We start from the raw sequence: 17,010 nt of genomic DNA on the forward strand, positions 1-17,010 counted from the left end.
TCATAATGTTTAAATAATAAAAGTACAATCTCCTGCAATATCTATCCACGTGGAAGCGCTTCGATAATAATAAATGCCTGCGCCCAAGGAAAATCATCCGTTATACTAAGATGAATGGCAGCCTCATGATGAGGAGGTAATAACTTTTGTAATTGTATTTGCGCACGATCTGTTAATTTCATAATTGGTTTTCCGGATGATAAATTGACTACCCCCATGTTTTTCCAACTCACACCACAAGCGATTCCTGTCCCCAGAGCCTTAGCACATGCTTCTTTGGCAGCAAATCTTTTGGCGTAAGAAGAAGATCTTTTTCGGAGATTTTCAGATTTTGTCTGCTCAACATCAGTAAAGATATGTTGAACAAAACGGTCACCATAACGAACCAACATTCTTTCAATGCGTCTTATATCAATCAAATCATTTCCAAGACCAATGATCATAAAATATCACCCAAATTTCCTTGTCACAAATGCTTTTTTTTTATTATTTTTTGATATCGCTTTTGTTGAAACCGGACGATTGCTCTATAAACACCTATATAAGATAAGCTACCCAGAGTAAAACCCAAAAGGGTACCACCTAAAATCATAGGTCTCATGATTGAATTCCATGCGTCCTTAAAAAGCATAGATACATTCGACAGTGTCAAACCATTAAACAGAAAGCGAATTTGAGAAAGAGAAATCTCATCTACATTGCTAAAAAGCGATAAACAAAAATAGCCTACCTTATAATCAGCCATAACGATTAGCAAAAATGTGAGCGGATTAGAAAAAACCGTCCCGATAATCGCTGCTGCAAAGTTTCCACGAAAAATCCAAGAAAAAAATATTGCCAAAATGATATGCATTCCGAAAAGAGGTGAACAAGCTAAAAAAACGCCGATAGCAAACCCCAACGCAACTTTATGAGGCGTCGCTGATATACGTAAAATACGCTTACGTATGTAGCAAAATGAGCGAGAAAATGAACGACGTGGCCATAACCAAAGTCGAACACGTTCTATAAAATCTACTGGTTCTCGACGACGAAAAAGCATATGATTCTCAATATATATCTTATGACAATGAAATAACCCGTATAATCCAAATTAATTTCTCCAAGCTTTTGCATAAAAAAAAGTAGAAAGACAATTAAATATTTCGACTTCCTGGCTTGATCGCTGGAAGCATAGCAAGTTCAACAGGGAGTGCGTCACTAGCATAAGATGCTATCTCATATTCAGCAAGTGCAACCAACGGAACTCCGACATCAGCCTTGCCACCAGAACGATCAAGAATACATGCACTCGCCAAAACATCTGCTCCTGCTGCCACCAGAGCCTCAGCCGTCTCATTAATTGAAAGACCTGTTGTCACAATATCTTCAACAATCACAACTCGTGCACCCTTCTTGATTTCAAAACGACGCAATTCAAATACGCCATTTACACGCTCTACCCAAAGAGAAGGCACACCAAGATGACGTGAAGTTTCGTACGAAGGAATAAGTCCTCCAATCGCGGGACCAACTACATAATCAATTTTTCCCTCAACAGATTTTTTTATTTTTTCAGCTAATCCACGACATAATTTTTCCGTCAAGTCAGCATGCATGAATACTTTCGCCTTCTGCATATAAGTCGCACTATGACGTCCCGATGTTAAAATAAAATGCCCTTCCAAGATAGCATCTGCTTGTTTAAAAATATCAATCACATCTTTTGTATTCATCGCAAAATCTCTCTTTTTCATCCATGAACCCGCCGTACTACACTAACCGAACCTGCCTCTTTTAACTGAGAAAAAATACGATTTAAATGTTTTAAATCCCAAACTTCCAGATCAATCATAATTTCTGTGAAATCTGGTGCTGTACGGATAAAAGATAAATTTTGGATATTGGCATCATTAGCAGAAATCACTTGCGTAATTTCAGCCAAAGAGCCAGGACTATTAACAACCAGAATATTAATCCGAGCAGGAAAACGCTCACTCATTTGGGCATCTATATCCCAGCGGACATCAATCCATCGTTCTGGCTGATCATCATACGCCATCAAAGCCGAAGACTGTATCGGATAAATAACAATCCCTGCCCCCGGTTGCATAATACCAACAATTCGATCTCCCGGCACTGCCCCTTCAGGAGAAAATCGTACAGGAATATCTCCATGAGTTCCTCGAATAGGTAAAGCTTTGGATTGAAACCTTTCTACCGTTGCATCCTTTTCGTTTTCTGGAACTTTAAAAATCATACCTTGAGCATTTTCAATGTTAAACCAACCTTCTTTCCCAGGCTTAAAAGACGACTTTTGTACTACACGGTGATCTTGATAATCAGGATAAACCGCTTTAATCACATCAGCGGATAGTAATTCACCACGGCCAACAGCAGCCAATACATCTTCCACATCTTTGCGTGCTAAGCGCGGCAAAACTTGCTTAAGAACATCTTCAGAAAATTGTTTTCCCATATATTCAAACGAACGCTCTAGTATACGATATCCCAAGCCTGAATATTGCTTACGTACTGCTGCACGGGTTGCTCGACGAATAGCTGAACGTGCTTTCCCTGTTACAACAAGGAATTCCCATGCCGCTGGGGGAATTTGAGCTTGTGAACGTATAATATCAACTTCGTCACCATTTTTTAATTTAGTCATTAAAGGCATAATACGACCATTGATTTTTACCCCCACACAAGAATCACCAATATCAGTATGAACGGCATAAGCAAAATCGATAGGGGTGGCGCCTTTTGGAAATGCAATCAAGCGGCCTTTCGGAGTAAAACAAAACACTTGATCTTGAAAAAGCTCAAGCTTTGTATGTTCTAAAAACTCCTCTGGATTATCCCCATCAGACAAAGATTGAATCGTTTGACGTAACCATGCATAAGCATTGGTTTCATTTGATAACTTCAAAGTCGAATAATGAGAACCATGGTCTTTGTAAATAGAATGTGCAGCAACACCATATTCAGCAATTTCATCCATAGCGGCAGTTCTAATCTGCAGTTCAACACGTTGCCTCGAAGGCCCTACAATTGTTGTATGGATGGAACGATAATCGTTCTGCTTCGGTATAGAAATATAATCTTTAAAACGACCTGGTACCATTGGCCACGTCGTATGGATGATACCAAGAGCACGATAACAATCATTCACTGTTCCAACAATAACGCGAAATCCAAAAATATCGGATAATTGTTCAAAAGATAATGCCTTGCTTTCCATTTTGCGAAAGACTGAATAAGCCTTTTTCTGACGACTTTTAACGTCTGCTTTAATGCCATGCTCGAAAAAAAGTTTTGTCAGTTCATTTTCAATCCTAGAAAGTAAATTACGATTGCGCTTCGATAGTTCAGAAAGCCGGTTGGTAATCGTACGATAACCCTCTGGATTTAAATAAAAAAAAGAGAGATCTTCTAATTCTTCGCGCATATCCTGCATACCCATACGGCCTGCAAGTGGCGCATAAATATCCATTGTTTCCTCAGCAATTCGCCGACGCTTATCATCACGCATAGCACCAAGGGTGCGCATGTTATGAAGACGATCAGCAAGTTTAACTAAAAGAACACGAACATCATCAGAAATAGCTATAAGAAGTTTACGAAGATTCTCCGCTTGTACTGCCTTCTTAGATACAAGATCAAGCTTATTAAGTTTTGTGAGCCCTTCAACCAACTTGCCAATTTCAGATCCGAAAAGTTGGTCAATTTCTGCTCGCGTGGCACTTGTATCTTCAATTGTATCATGCAAAAGAGCAACGGCAATTGTTGCTTCATCCAACCGCATATCTATCAAAATAGCAGCAACTTCTAAAGGATGAGAAAAATAAAGATCCCCAGAAGCACGTTTCTGGTGAGCATGCTTTCGCATTGCATAATCATAGGCTCTATTTAACAAAGCCTCATCTACGTCAGACTTGTAACGCTGAACACGTCCAACAAGCTCACACTGACGCATCATACGAGCATATCCTTTACATTCTCATAACCTAACCCTTATTGAACATGAATATCTCTTCAATAAAAGACAAAAAAATAACCGCTGTCGCACGATACCGTATATTTGTTCCCGAAAACAATCAATAATCGTCGTTTTTCTCTGGAACAACCAAACCTTCAATACCTGCTAAAAGGTCCTCTTCCGACATATAATCGAATGAACTACTCTCTTCTTCCGATGATGTGCCAAAAACACCTTCAGATTCACCTGAATGAGAAATCAGTTCACCTGCTATTTCTGGCTCATCCACTTCTACGTGTTTTTGCAACGAATGAATAAGATCTTCTTTCAAATCAGCAGCCGATAATGTCTCTTCTGCTATTTCACGCAAAGCAACAACCGGATTCTTATCATTATCACGATCAACCGTCATCTGCGCACCCTGTGAAATCTGACGCGCCCGATGCCCTGCTAAAAGCACCAATTCAAAGCGATTACCGACTTTATCAATACAATCTTCTACTGTTACGCGTGCCATCCATGCCTCTTTCTTAAAGATTAATAAATTTCATGGTAGGGACGAATTATATACAATAATCAAAATAAAATACAAGGAAAACAACATACACTTTAATATTTTTTGCTAAAAGAGCTTATAAAAAAAGCTTGGAAGCTTTATAAAAAGCGCAAACCCTATTCGAAGAAGTTATCAATGCCACTCTAACATGAAAAGTTCTAACGTACCGGATTCAAACGAATAAAGTACCCTCATCTAACAAAATAAATCTTCCTAGAGACTTCAGGCTTTAAAATTATTCATCACTCAAATTTATTATAAATCTTTAGAATAATCTCATGCGCACCATTTATGATAACGTATCAATTAAATTGTTAAAAAATTTACATCCACTAAACACTGTTAATTTAACATCTTTCGCATCAAAATAGGGCATTTGCAAATTTATCTCTCTTTGCAAAAATACTTAACGATATTATGAAATAGCTCATCTATTTAACCGTAAGATTGTTTACAAAGATATAATCTATTGTATACCCCATAAGCAGCTCAAAAGGATTTTGTTATAATAATGATTAATGCCTACCACCATGAATAGTCCATTAACATCTCTTTGCCCAGAACCACCGCAAAATTGCAATTTATGCCCCCGTTTACACGAATTCATCGCTGATTGGCGTATAAAAGAACCGACTTGGCATAATGCACCGGTGCGCCCGTTCTTTCCCTATAAAGGCGCAACGACAACCCGCCTTCTCATTGTCGGTCTCGCTCCTGGATTACGCGGAGCCAATCGAACTGGACGCCCGTTTACTGGTGATTATGCTGGACACTTGCTGTATTCCACTTTAAAAAAGTTTGGTTTTGCGCAAGGTACTTTTGAAGAAAAAGCAGACGACAATCTTGAACTGATTGATACAGCAATTGTTAACTCAGTTCGTTGTGTTCCACCGGAAAATAAACCCACTAGTGCAGAAATTAACACTTGCCGATATTTCTTTTCGCCTCTTTTAACAAATCTTCCCAAACTTAAAGCTGTTATCACCCTCGGCACTATTGCGCATCATTCAACATTACGTGCCCTCAATGCAAAAATTTTAGCCCATCCTTTCGGACATGGGGAAATAAGCAACATTGGAAGATTACGCATCTTTTCAAGCTATCACTGTTCACGCTATAATACCAATACTGGCCGTTTAACAGATGCTATGTTCCATCAAATTTTCAAAGCAGCAAAAACATATCTAGATCAATGTTGAAATCTTCTGAGAAACACTATTAAAAAGATATACAAATTGATCCCATCATCCATATTTTTTTAAAAGTCGTGCTTTTTCACGTCCCCAATCACGTTTCTTTTCAGTTTCACGCTTATCATAAAGCTTTTTCCCACGTGCCAGAGCAATTTCCAACTTCGCACGCCCTTTTTCATTAAAATACAGTTTAAGAGGAACAAGCGTCATTCCTTCACGAGAAGTTGCATTAAAAAAACGTGCCATTTCACGTTTTGAAATTAATAACTTACGCAAACGACGTGGCTCATGATTAAAACGATTGGCTTGCGTATATTCAGGAATATAGCTATTGATTAACCATAATTCTCCATTTTCAAAGCTAGCGTAACTCTCAGAAATATTCGCATGATTGGAACGTAAAGACTTCACTTCTGCTCCCTGAAGTACCAGACCAACCTCAAGATTATCGAGAATTTCATAATTAAAACGGGCTTTACGATTGTCAGCAATTATTTTCCGTACTGGAGCATTCCTTTTTTTATTCATGGCTTATTATATCATTTTATTTTTTAACCAGACCAGCGTGGCACAGAGCAGCATCAACAATCTTCTTTGTGGTATCTGCTAGTGGAACAATCGGTAAGCGAACAATATCGCCACAAAGTCCTAATTTCGCAGCAGCATATTTAATGCCTGCTGGGCTTGGTTCAATAAATACTGCACGATTGAGAGGCATCAAACGATCATTTAATTCTAGGGCTGTTTTATAATCACCACGTAAACAAGCAGCGTGCAGTTCTGCACAGAGTTTTGGAGCAACATTGGACGAAACCGAAATACATCCTACACCTCCATGTGCATTAAAACCTAATGCTGTACAATCATCACCAGAAAGCTGTACAAAATCTTTTCCACACTTCTCACGTTGTTCACTAACACGCTCAATTTTGCTCGTCGCATCCTTAATACCAATGATGTTTTTAAAATCGTGACAAAGGTCTCTCATCGTTTCCACAGCCATATCGATAATAGAACGACCGGGAATATTATAAATTATAATAGGTATAGAAATAGCTTTCGCAATGGAAGAAAAATGCCTGTATAAACCAGACTGATTGGGTTTGTTATAATAGGGAGTGACAACCAAAACTGCGTCTGCGCCTGCCTTTTGTGCATGTTGTGCAAGCTCTACAGCTTCACTTGTGCTATTTGATCCTGCTCCAGCAACAACAGGAACACGCTTAGCAACCTGCTCAACACACAATTCTATAGCCCTCTTATGTTCTTCATGACTTAATGTTGGTGATTCACCCGTCGTCCCAACAGGGCTTACACCATTAATACCTTGTGCAATTTGCCACTCAATAAAATTGCAAAATGCCTTCTCATCAATAGCGCCCTCATCATCAAATGGTGTGATAAGTGCTGTCACAGCTCCCTTGAGCATGATAAACTCCCTGTAATGTTCTCTTTATTTTTTTTAATAGCTTCTATAAATTACCAATGATAAAGCATAATCTTGCTCTATAATTGAAGCAAGATGTATTTCACAATGTCTCTCAAAAGATTTAGCATGTCTCTCCTTCAATTCTGAACATTTCTTTAAAGTGTCAGCTTACATTAACCCGTTTTTCACGCTTCTGTTTTAGAAATTGTTGGGTGTTTCCCAAAGATGAGGTTTCAAGGTTTTTTCTCTATGCGTGCATTATTCGTTCCCCTTTTTGTACAAACCTTTACTGCATTTATACTGGCAACAACAATTTTATTTTCAAGTGCATGGGCACAATCACCCCTTTTGCATAGGAAAGTACCAATCCCTTTGGTTCGCCCTACCTCCTTTGCCATAAAAAAAGAAGCACATAAACCTCTTAGACAGTTGCACACGCCTCCCTACAGTTCCCCACCATCCAGTAATAACTCTACACTTAAACAACTTAAAGCTGGGCTAGATGCACTTTCAAACAACAATATTGCAAAAACAATAAGCCTTCGTAATTCAATGGTAAAGAATAGCCTTGACCGCCATATTTTGACATGGGCGATCGGTATATCAAACCAAGCAAATATACCAAGCTCTGAAATATTCAATGCAATCAATGAGCTAAAAGGATGGCCAGGCATAACCACTATGCAACGTAATGCTGAACGTGCTCTTATCAATGAAACCAATTTCACACACGTGATCCTTCAAAAATTTTCTCATCATTCTCCTCTCACAGCACAAGGTATGGCTCTGTTCGCTAAAGCCCTTATTGCAACTGGACAAACCGTTCGTGCTCAACAAATCATTGCACCGTGGTGGCATAAAGAAAAGCTCAATGCAAAAGAAGAAGAGCTTATTCTGAAAAGTGCAAGCACTGTTTTAAAACCTATCGATCATCTGAAGCGTATGCAATTTATGCTTTATACACATCACTTTGATTCAGCTGAGCGCGTTGCAAAATTGGCCCATGCTCACTCTCTCTTTAATGCTTTTGTTGCCGTTGAAAAAAATGATCCTAGGGCCATGAAAAAATTACAAGCTGTGGAGCGATCATGGCAAAAAGAGCCTCTTTTTCAATTTGCCCGAATTCGCTATCTTCGGCGAACTGGACAATATAGTGCAGCTGCAACACTCATGATGAAAACGCCTAGAGATACATTAAAACTTATGAATTCTCATGCATTGTGGAAAGAGCGACGCGCCCTTTCACGTGAGATGCTTGATTTAAACAAACCTAAAATTGCCTATCAACTTGTTGCTACACATACAGGTATGACATCTTTATTGGCTGTCGATGCTGAATTTCATGCAGGATGGTATGCGCTACGGTTTCTGCATGATCCTCAATTGGCAATGAAGCATTTTTCGCGTATTCCTCAATTATCTTCTGCTCCTCTTTCTGCATCTCGTGGATATTATTGGATGGGGCGAACAGCAGAAGCTTTAAAAGAACATACAAATGCCCAAAACTATTTTCATCGCGCAGCTTATTTTGCTGCAACTTATTATGGTCAATTAGCAGCTTCACGGCTTAACCAAAAAAAGCTCAAAGTCTCCTTTCCAAAACCAACAACCGCTGAACGACAACGTTTTAACGCACGAGAAGTGATTAAAGCAATTCAACGCCTCGAATCAGCCGGCTATACTGATTTTGCTAAATTTTTTTATAGAGAACTGGGGGAAAAAATAGAAAGCCCTGGAGAACTAGCTCTTCTAGCTGTCATGGCAGAAAAAAATGGTGACTATTATACCAGCCTTAAAATTGGAAAAACCGCTGTTTTTCAAGGTAAAAATGTTGGTGCACTTTCTCATCCTATAGGGGCGATACCATCCTCTGCCCATGTTGCTTCCGCAGGACAAGCGCTTGTTTATGCCATTGCTCGCCAAGAAAGTGAGTTTAATCCAACAGCCATATCAAAAGCAGGCGCACAAGGCATTCTCCAATTATTGCCTACGACAGCAAAAACACTTGCAAAAAAGTATTCAATCACATGGTCACCCCAAAAACTTAGAAATGACGCCAGTTACAATGCTACATTAGGTGCCTATTTTCTAAGAGAACAATTAGAACGTTTTAACGGATCTTACGTATTGACTCTTATTGGTTACAATGCAGGTCCCCGTCGTGTCAATGAATGGATAAAACGCTATGGCGATCCTCGTGGACAATCTCTTGATAAAGTAATCGACTGGATTGAACGCATCCCTTATACAGAGACACGTAATTACGTGATGCGTGTTATGGAAAATTATGGGGTTTATAAAGCAAGATTTACTGGAAAAACAGATATAAAAGCCGATCTTCTCTCTGGTTGATGTAAATAATACAACCTAAATCCACCCTAAAGTAGTTCATTCTCATTTCTCAACGCATAAACCATAACATCGTAGTAATTATAAATATCAAAGTGTGTGAAAATTAACCAGAAAATCTGTGAAAATCAGCTAAATATCAATGATACTCTGATAATTTTGTTCACTTTTGCTGGAGGAGGAGGAGGAAACGAACCGACACGGTGAAGTGCCGCCATAGCTAACCGGTCAAGTTCCGGATCACCAGCAGAGATCACAACACGGCTAGAAAAAATACTTCCCTGCTCATGCACCCTAAATTCTAACTTCACCGTTCCTTTTGCACGACTGATACGCCGTTCTACAACATATTTTTTTTGCGTTTCTAATTGTGCCTGTACCTTTGCCAACCATTCTACTAACAACGCATCCTCAAGAGCTGCTGTATCACCACCATGACTGGTGATAGACGAACGTACTGCCTTTACAGAGGGCTTCTTTTTTACTATAGTCTTTGGCATCGGTATCGATTTCTTATCGAGGGGTTTATGCTCCACCTTTTGAGGAAGAGTTTTTTCCAAAGATTTGAGAACTGCAACATTATCTTTTTCCACAGTATGTTGTGGCTCTTCTGGATGAGCCTTATCTATCGGTTCCAATATCTCTGACGCTTGCTCTGTAAGATCAGGCTGCAATACTTCTGCCTCAGTGCTAATATTTGATAGATCTGTATCAATATCCGGCGAATCTGTATTAGCATCCGAAGATACAGTCTCTTGCACAAAAGTTAGAAGAATCGTTGATGAGTGTGTGTTATTACTTACACCAATAGTATGAAAATAAAACTGTGCTCCCAATGCTATATGCAAAGAGAAAGCACAAATAAACGCACCAACCCAAAGGATTAATAATCGCCTCATACTTGTAGAATCCATAGTTTCTTCCGCCGCTATTCTAGGCTTAATATTATTATTCAAATTCATTAAAACAAGCTATTTTGAAATTGCAACTTTTTTCTTGACTGATTTTGTCATGTTTAATATGGTTTCTCCGTGGTTTTGTACTGAGGTCAAATCACTCTTGCTTGGCTGGCTAATTTGTAATTCGGTGAGTCAAGTGTTTTTATATGTCAAGTTTCTAGCTAGAGAGGGGATATTTAAGAAAAGGTTATGATGTGTTATGCGAATAAAACGAGAGAATATCCATAAAAGCTGCGTGATTTTAAGTGCATTGTCGGTCTGTATACCTTCATTTGTTTTTGCACAAAACAGTGAGAGAGGAGCTGTCACTGAGCTCAAACCAATTGTTATTAAAGGGAAAAAAATAGAGGATGCTTCAGGTTCAGTAACAATTCTGACCAATCGTAAAATCGCTAAGGATATTGATGAGAAACAAATCAGTGATGTCCATGAAATTAGTCGTCTTGAACCGTCCGTAGCCTATAATTCTAAGAAGAATAGTTTTGCGATTCGTGGCTTAGATGCAGACCGTGTCCTCACAACAATGGATGGTATTGTTCTTCCGTGGCTTAATGATATATTGCGTGGTAATAGTGGAAATACAACGTTCGACTTTAGTTCTCTTTCCACATTTGATATTATTCAAGGTTCGGACTCTAGTCTTTATGGGTCTGGTGCGCTAGGAGGCGTTGTCGCTTTGCGTACTCTTAATCCTGAAGACCTTATCACTGAAGAAAAGAATTGGGGTAGTCTTATAAAAGGTGGTTATCATTCTGTGGATAATAGTTGGCGCATAAATCAAGCTTTTGCTGTGCGTGCTCAACAAACATTTTTGCTTTTTCAAGGATCTCACACGGAAGGTAATGAGCGAAAAAATATGGGAACTATAGGGGGATACCATAATGAACGTACACGTAAAAATCCCGCTCATTTTGACCAAAATAATTTGCTTTTTAAAGTTCATCAATATCTTAATGACAACCACCGTTTTGGTTTTACAGCAGAACGCTTTGATTATAGCAAAAATACGCATTCATTAAATATGGACACAAAGTACTCTCCAGGTTCCGTTTATGAACAGGACAATAAACGCCGTGAACGTCTTTCTCTTTCTTATGACTATAACGGCGACGGAGATGCGTTTTTTGATGCGTTTCGTGGGCAACTTTATTGGCTAAAACAATCAAATACTGATATTACAAGGGGATTTCGTGTTAGAGCACCAAAAGGAGATTATTTGAGAGATAATTTCGTGCGTGATACCAATTATGGTTTAAATGCTCACGCTCTCAAAAAAGTGAAGATTGGCTCTGTAAGCCATACGTTAAAGCTTGCCACTGATGCTTTGTCATCTCAATTTCATCATTATTTGCTAGGTAAAGATAGTTGTCATTTGGAAGAAAATGCACAGGCATGCCTCTTTGTGCCTGCTAATCGATCAGATTCACCGGATACAAATAGCTACAGTTTTGGTTTGGCTTTTGAAAATGAAATTGGCTTTGCTCATAATCGTTTCCGTGTAACACCTGGAGTTCGTTATGATTGGTATAAACGTATCCCTCAAAAAACTTCTTCTTATGAGAAAGCTCTGATTTCTGACAGATTTCCTTCAGAAAGAAATGGTTCACATTTCTCTCCTAAATTACGTATGGAGTGGGATATTCGCAATCAAGTGACGCTTTATGCTCAATGGGCGCAAGCTTTTCGTGCACCACGTGTTTCGGAACTTTACATCTCTTATATCAAGCCATCTGCTTATTACTCAAAAGGAAACCCTGATCTTAAAGCAGAAACGAGCAATGGGTACGATATTGGCGTAAGATATGGCGATAAAAGCTTCGGTGGTTCACTTAACGCCTTTTTCAATCAGTATAAAGACTTCATAGATACCATAGATAAAGGGCCATCAGAAGAATTCCGGTTTGCACGGCGACATTACATGAATCGTTCGAATGTACGTATTTCTGGCGTGGAAGCAAGAGTACATTTGGCTTTTAATAGTGGATTGCGTAGCAATTTTGCCCTTGTCTATTCGCAAGGAAAGGATCTTGATAAAAATGAATATCTCGACTCAATTCCACCTTTAAAAACGGTTATTGAACTAGGATATGCAAAAGAATTCTGGGGGGCGGACGTCGTACTTACTTCATCTGCAAAACGTGATAAAGTTACGAATGGATCTGACTCCAAAAAAATTCCGGGATATAACATTATTGATATGTCAGGGTGGTGGAAACCACTTGGTGAAAAAGGGCCTATTGTAAGAGCTGGTGTTTATAATCTGTTCAATACAAAATATTGGAATGTATCTGATCTTCCTTCAAGTAAAAGTGCAATAGCAAATGATTATTTTAGTCAACCTGGTCGTAACTTTAAGGTATCGTTCGTGCAAAAGTTTTAGTCACTTCTGTTAACTATTAAACCAATATTAAAATTATATCGGTAAAAGAGTAGATTATTGTGTTTTTGTTCTCGTTGTTCTTTAAATCACGAAGACTTGAAAGAAAAGCTTTAATTTTTTCTAATTTATCGATTTTTGCTTGTTCTGCTGTTTATAATAGGGGTTTATTTGGTGAAGGGTTGAGTTATTCTCTGAGAATAATCAACCCAGTGTTGTGATTGTAAAATTTTGGAAGTTAACTCTCTAAGTGACATAAGGAAAGCCCATGTTATATACAGCCGAGATGATTATTCGTTTACGTGAAGAAAAAAAAGAGATGCGGAACCGTGATTTTGCAGTCTCTATTGGTATATCTGAAGCAGAACTTGTTGCTGCCTACTGTACAATCGGCAAAGCAAAAAGACTACAAACTGATATTGCCACTCTCTTAGAAAATGCTCCTCAACTTGGAACAGTTATGGCATTGACACGCAATGAATATGCTGTTCATGAAATAACAGGATGTTTTGAAAAAATTGTTCAAAACCAACATGTCCCTATTACACTTGGTGAAATTGATTTGCGTATTTTTTCAAAACAATGGAAATTTGGTTTTGAATATGATATGATCGTTCTCGGAAAGCCTACAAAAAGCCTGCAATTTTTTGATCAATATGGCGTTGCTGTTTTAAAAATCTATTCTAAAGATACAACGAATATGGAAAAATGGAGCGAACTTGTTGAGAAGTTGCTTCATGAAGATCAGTCGTCTATTCTTGACGTCCTTCCCGCTTCTATCCAAACTCAACGTGACAATACTACAGGGTTGGATATTGAACAATTCCGAAATCGTTGGCGGCAAATGACTGATGTACATCAACTTCATAAAATTATTTCGGAATTTGAAATTAATCGACATGATGCTGTAAAATATGCTGGTAGTGAATTTGCTAATGAATTGGGAGTAGAAGCTATTGAAGTGATGCTTAACCAAGTCGCACAGCAAGGAGTACCTATTATGTGCTTTGTTGGCAATAGAGGGTGTATCCAAATTTTTAGTGGACAAGTAAAAAATATTAAGCAAATGGGACCATGGCTTAATATTCTTGATCCCAAATTCGATATGCATTTGTTACTTTCAGGGGTCAATAAAGTGTGGCATGTTCGCAAACCTACGAATGACGGTTATGTCAGTTCACTTGAAGTTTTCGATAAAAATGGCGAGATGATTGTTCAGTTCTTTGGTCTGCGAAAGGAAGGTCAGAAAGAGCGTGAAGATTGGCGCTCTTTATTGAATAGTTTGCCCTCGTATAGAGAAACAGCAATTGCCTAGAAAGGTAAATCGAACATGCTTATTTTGTGTAGACTACTGAGATTTTTTCTTATTTTTATATTGCTTTCTCTTCACCCCTTTTCTCAACCAGTAATTGCTGAACCTACAACACACTTTTCTGAAAATGCGCGTATCGTCTCTATTGGCGGCTCTCTTACAGAAATCGTTTATGCATTGGGAGCTCAAGATCAACTTATTGGCCGTGATAGTACTAGCGTTTATCCACAAGATGCGCTCAAACTTCCTGTGCTTGGATATATGCGTGCTCTTTCACCTGAAGGTGTTTTATCACTTGCTCCAGAAGGCATATTGCTCGTTGAAGGAAGTGGACCTCCTGCCACAATTGACATTCTTAAAAAAACATCAATCCCTCTAGTGGTCATACCAGAGAACTACTCCCGCGAAAATGTTATAGAGAAAGTTCGCCTTGTTGGCAAAGCCATTCATCGTGAAGCACAAGCAGCTGAATTGATTAAAAAAATAAGTCGTGACTTTGTGGACAATGATGCACTTTTAGCAAAAGTGACAAAACCAAAGCGCGTTCTTTTTATTTTTTCCGTGCAAAATGGGCGTATTATGGCATCTGGAACAGATACAGCTGCAGATAGTATGATAAAGCTTTCAGGTGGTATCAATGCCATCACCGATTACAAGGGATATAAGCTAATAAATAGCGAAGCGTTATTAAAATCAAACCCTGATATTATTTTACTTGTGAAGCATGGTAAGAGATACACTAATATTGAAAAGATTTTAGCTATACCAGCAATTCAAGCAACAAATGCAGCAAAAAATCATGCCATTAAACAGATGGATGCTATGTATCTTCTAGGATTTGGTCCACGCACTGCGGAAGCATCGAGAGAGCTCATTAATCTGCTTTATGGTACAAACAAAAATGGTAAGAGCTGATAGAAATGGTAGATAGCACATCCGTAATGTATGCATCTAAAACAAAAGAAAATAAAAAAATAGACCGTATAAATTTGAGAAAGATTGTATTATTTGGTCTTATAATATTTCTCATCTTCAGCATTTTTGCTGGAATTTTGAATGGAGCTTCAAGCGTTTCTTTTTTTGATTTTTTTCATGTAATACTTACACAAGACTTTTCAGTGAGTAGTAAAACGCGTGATTATCTCGTGCTTATTGATATTAGGCTCCCCCGTGTTATATTGGGGGTATTGATTGGATCAGCTTTAGCTGTCTCTGGTGTTCTCATGCAGGGGCTTTTCCGTAATCCTCTTGCCGATCCTGGGATTGTAGGCGTATCAGCAGGAGCAGGTCTTGGCGCTGTTTTAGCAATTGTTGTCGGTATTGCCTTCCCTGCCTCATTAGTACCTCTATTAGAGCCTTATAACGTCATCATAGGTGCCTTTTGGGGTGGACTTCTCTCAACAATTGTTCTTTATACAATAGCAACGCATCATAATTTTACCTCTATTGCGACGATGCTTCTTGCAGGTATTGCTCTTGGTGCTTTAAGCAGTGCTGTTGTTGGAACACTCATCTTTATCGCAAATGATCAACAACTCCGTGATATTACTTTCTGGAGTCTTGGCTCTCTTGCAGGTGCCACATGGTTGAAAGTTTGGCTTGTTCTCCCTTTTATATGTATTGGTCTTCTGTCTTCACCCTTTTTATCACGAGCGCTTAATGCTCTTGCTCTTGGAGAAGCCGTTGCTGGCCATATTGGTTTCCATATTCAGCATATTAAAAATATCGCTATTCTTCTTGTTGCACTTATGTGTGGTAGCGCGGTTGCTGTCAGTGGTGGTATTGGTTTTATCGGTATTGTTGTTCCACATATTTTACGTCAGCTGATTGGTCCAGATCACCGTTATCTTATTCCCTATTCTGCTCTTTTGGGGGCGGCATTACTTATTTTTGCTGACACCTTTGCACGCTTAATTGTTGCCCCTGCGGAATTACCAATTGGAATCGTTACGGCACTTTTTGGTGCACCTTTTTTCCTATGGATCCTTATCCGCAAACGAGGAACAAATTTTCATGATTGAGGCAGTCAATGTTTGCGTTCAACGCGGGAACAAACAGATTCTTAACCATATAGATATCCAAGCTAAAAGTGGTGATCTTACCATCATTATCGGTCCCAATGGATCTGGAAAAAGTACTTTTGTCAAAGCACTGAGTGGAGAACTCCCCTATGGTGGAAAAATAACCTTGAATGGTTATGATATTAGCCAAACGAAAACCTATGAAATGGCAAAAATGCGCGCAGTATTACCACAATCAACAATGCTAGTATTTCCATTCTTAGTCCATGAAGTTGTAGAACTTGGTCTTTCTGCAAACCAATTTACCATTACCAAAATCGAATTACAAAATCTTACCCAAAAAGCTTTAGAATGCGTCGGCCTTGCTGACTATGGCAACCGATATTATCATCAATTATCAGGGGGAGAACAAGCTAGAGTACAACTTGCTCGTGTGCTTTGTCAAATATGGGAGCCAGTTTATAATGGAGTTTCTCGTTGGATGATATTAGATGAACCTATTGCGAGCCTCGATATACAACATCAGCTTGTTGTTATGGATATTGCCAAAGATTTTGCCCGTCGTGGTGGTGGCGTTCTTGCTATTCTCCATGATCTCAATCTTGCTGCACATTACGCAGATAAAATGATATTGCTAAAGCAGGGAGCAATTTATTGCGAAGGAAGTGCCTCTACTGTTTTGACAACAAAAAATCTACGCGATGTTTATCATTGTGCCTTAATTGTTTCTGAATTGCCTAAAGCAGATATTCCGTTTATACTGCCTCAAACAGCAGCCTGCCTGTAAAACAACATAATTTTCCGAAAATCTGTTTGCTTAAATCAAAGAGTTAAGATGCATAGCAAAATAAAATAA

Annotated in this window: 15 protein-coding genes; 7 read left to right on the forward strand and 8 right to left on the reverse strand. The window is 38.7% G+C overall.

The window, feature by feature from the left end; translation table 11 throughout:
- Positions 1 to 41: 41 nt before the first annotated feature.
- From acpS to rpoZ, 5 genes are all read right to left on the reverse strand, one after another.
- Positions 42 to 443, reverse strand: coding sequence for a holo-ACP synthase (acpS, locus tag GQO39_RS00225; protein ID WP_156850440.1), 402 nt, complete (start codon positions 441 to 443; stop codon positions 42 to 44).
- A gap of 23 nt (positions 444 to 466) precedes the next feature.
- Positions 467 to 1,042 (reverse strand): DUF2062 domain-containing protein, encoded by a 576-nt coding sequence (locus GQO39_RS00230; RefSeq protein ID WP_156850441.1) that lies wholly within the window; start codon positions 1,040 to 1,042, stop codon positions 467 to 469.
- A 94-nt stretch (positions 1,043 to 1,136) separates the two neighbouring features.
- Entirely contained in the window at positions 1,137 to 1,715 is a 579-nt protein-coding gene (pyrE, locus tag GQO39_RS00235; RefSeq protein WP_156850557.1) for an orotate phosphoribosyltransferase, read from the reverse strand.
- A 17-nt stretch (positions 1,716 to 1,732) separates the two neighbouring features.
- A complete protein-coding gene (locus tag GQO39_RS00240) occupies positions 1,733 to 3,958 on the reverse strand; it encodes a RelA/SpoT family protein (protein ID WP_156850442.1) in 2,226 nt (741 codons plus the stop codon).
- A gap of 118 nt (positions 3,959 to 4,076) precedes the next feature.
- A complete protein-coding gene (gene rpoZ, locus GQO39_RS00245) occupies positions 4,077 to 4,475 on the reverse strand; it encodes a DNA-directed RNA polymerase subunit omega (RefSeq protein ID WP_007552103.1) in 399 nt (132 codons plus the stop codon).
- Positions 4,476 to 5,044: 569 nt separating this feature from the next.
- Here rpoZ and GQO39_RS00250 point away from each other — a divergent pair.
- Positions 5,045 to 5,713 carry a uracil-DNA glycosylase gene (locus tag GQO39_RS00250; RefSeq protein ID WP_007552104.1) on the forward strand — a complete coding sequence of 223 codons (669 nt, stop codon included), beginning with the start codon at positions 5,045 to 5,047 and terminating at the stop codon, positions 5,711 to 5,713.
- Between the two features lie 45 nt (positions 5,714 to 5,758).
- Here the strand turns inward: GQO39_RS00250 and smpB are convergent, their stop codons facing one another.
- Positions 5,759 to 6,235, reverse strand: a complete 477-nt coding sequence (gene smpB / locus GQO39_RS00255) for an SsrA-binding protein SmpB (protein ID WP_156850443.1) — start codon at positions 6,233 to 6,235, stop codon at positions 5,759 to 5,761.
- Between the two features lie 16 nt (positions 6,236 to 6,251).
- Entirely contained in the window at positions 6,252 to 7,136 is an 885-nt protein-coding gene (dapA, locus tag GQO39_RS00260) for a 4-hydroxy-tetrahydrodipicolinate synthase (protein ID WP_156850444.1), read from the reverse strand.
- A gap of 249 nt (positions 7,137 to 7,385) precedes the next feature.
- Here dapA and GQO39_RS00265 point away from each other — a divergent pair, with 249 nt between their 5' ends.
- Positions 7,386 to 9,488 carry a lytic transglycosylase domain-containing protein gene (locus GQO39_RS00265; RefSeq protein WP_156850445.1) on the forward strand — a complete coding sequence of 701 codons (2,103 nt, stop codon included), beginning with the start codon at positions 7,386 to 7,388 and terminating at the stop codon, positions 9,486 to 9,488.
- 125 nt (positions 9,489 to 9,613) lie between these two features.
- Here GQO39_RS00265 and GQO39_RS00270 read toward each other — a convergent pair whose 3' ends face one another.
- On the reverse strand, positions 9,614 to 10,399 hold the full coding sequence (locus GQO39_RS00270; RefSeq protein WP_156850558.1) for an energy transducer TonB family protein: 786 nt from the start codon (positions 10,397 to 10,399) through the stop codon (positions 9,614 to 9,616).
- A 244-nt stretch (positions 10,400 to 10,643) separates the two neighbouring features.
- On the opposite strand from GQO39_RS00270, the gene GQO39_RS00275 reads away from it, so the two are divergent.
- From GQO39_RS00275 to GQO39_RS00295, 5 genes are all read left to right on the forward strand, one after another.
- Positions 10,644 to 12,824 (forward strand): TonB-dependent hemoglobin/transferrin/lactoferrin family receptor, encoded by a 2,181-nt coding sequence (locus GQO39_RS00275; RefSeq protein ID WP_156850446.1) that lies wholly within the window; start codon positions 10,644 to 10,646, stop codon positions 12,822 to 12,824.
- 265 nt (positions 12,825 to 13,089) lie between these two features.
- On the forward strand, positions 13,090 to 14,136 hold the full coding sequence (locus tag GQO39_RS00280; RefSeq protein ID WP_156850447.1) for a hemin-degrading factor: 1,047 nt from the start codon (positions 13,090 to 13,092) through the stop codon (positions 14,134 to 14,136).
- A gap of 15 nt (positions 14,137 to 14,151) precedes the next feature.
- Positions 14,152 to 15,048, forward strand: coding sequence for a heme/hemin ABC transporter substrate-binding protein (locus GQO39_RS00285; protein WP_156850448.1), 897 nt, complete (start codon positions 14,152 to 14,154; stop codon positions 15,046 to 15,048).
- A gap of 5 nt (positions 15,049 to 15,053) precedes the next feature.
- Positions 15,054 to 16,154 carry a FecCD family ABC transporter permease gene (locus GQO39_RS00290; protein WP_198039391.1) on the forward strand — a complete coding sequence of 367 codons (1,101 nt, stop codon included), beginning with the start codon at positions 15,054 to 15,056 and terminating at the stop codon, positions 16,152 to 16,154.
- A complete protein-coding gene (locus tag GQO39_RS00295; RefSeq protein WP_156850449.1) occupies positions 16,147 to 16,941 on the forward strand; it encodes a heme ABC transporter ATP-binding protein in 795 nt (264 codons plus the stop codon). The genes GQO39_RS00290 and GQO39_RS00295 overlap by 8 nt, the downstream gene beginning before the upstream one ends.
- Positions 16,942 to 17,010: the final 69 nt, after the last annotated feature.

The sequence above is a fragment of the Bartonella refiksaydamii genome, from assembly GCF_902652675.1.
Lineage (GTDB): Bacteria > Pseudomonadota > Alphaproteobacteria > Rhizobiales > Rhizobiaceae > Bartonella > Bartonella refiksaydamii.